The 563-nt window shown below is 48.0% G+C and carries 1 protein-coding gene; it reads left to right on the top strand.

All coding sequences use genetic code 11. The annotated features are described in order from the left end of the window. A partial coding sequence (locus KP705_RS16440; RefSeq protein WP_215765027.1) for a plasmid recombination protein occupies window positions 1–563 on the top strand: 563 nt, incomplete at both ends.

Genomic DNA, 563 nt, shown 5'->3' with positions numbered 1-563 from the left:
GAATATTAAAGAGACTATAGATGAGGCTACCCGGAGAAATCCGGATGCCTGTTTGCATGTTGAAAATCCAGGCAAGCCGGTTCTCGTTTTTGGTCAGGATTTAGAAGCTCTTGAGCGTGAGCATGAGCAGGCTTGCGATGGTGCTGTTGATGTTCAGAAGAATGGCAAGAGCAGGAAAATCAGAAGCACTCAAAATACTATGGCGTGCATTGTTCTGTCTTGGCCAGGTGAGATGGATGCCGATTGTAAGCGTTGGCAAGCTCGGTCGGTCAAGTGGTTGCAGGACACGTATGGGGACCAGTTGAAGACAGTCATCAGGCATGATGATGAGGCTTTTCCTCATCTTCATGCTTTCATCGTTCCTGATGATTTGAAGGCGATCAGCTTACATCCTGGGGATAGTGCAAAGCAGAAGGCCAAGGCGGATGGGTTATCTCCAAAGGAACAAAATGAAGCCTATAAGCAATCGTTTAGAGATTGGCAGGACAGTTATTGGGATAAGGTCGGGAAGCCTTCTGGCTTAACTCGTATTGGTCCAGGTCGTAGGCGTTTAACTCGGGACC

This window comes from Gluconobacter sp. P1D12_c (assembly GCF_018812105.1).
Taxonomy (GTDB): Bacteria; Pseudomonadota; Alphaproteobacteria; order Acetobacterales; family Acetobacteraceae; genus Gluconobacter; species Gluconobacter oxydans_A.
The sequence above is the reverse complement of the archived record's forward strand: the minus strand, read 5'-3'. Positions and strand labels throughout refer to the sequence as shown.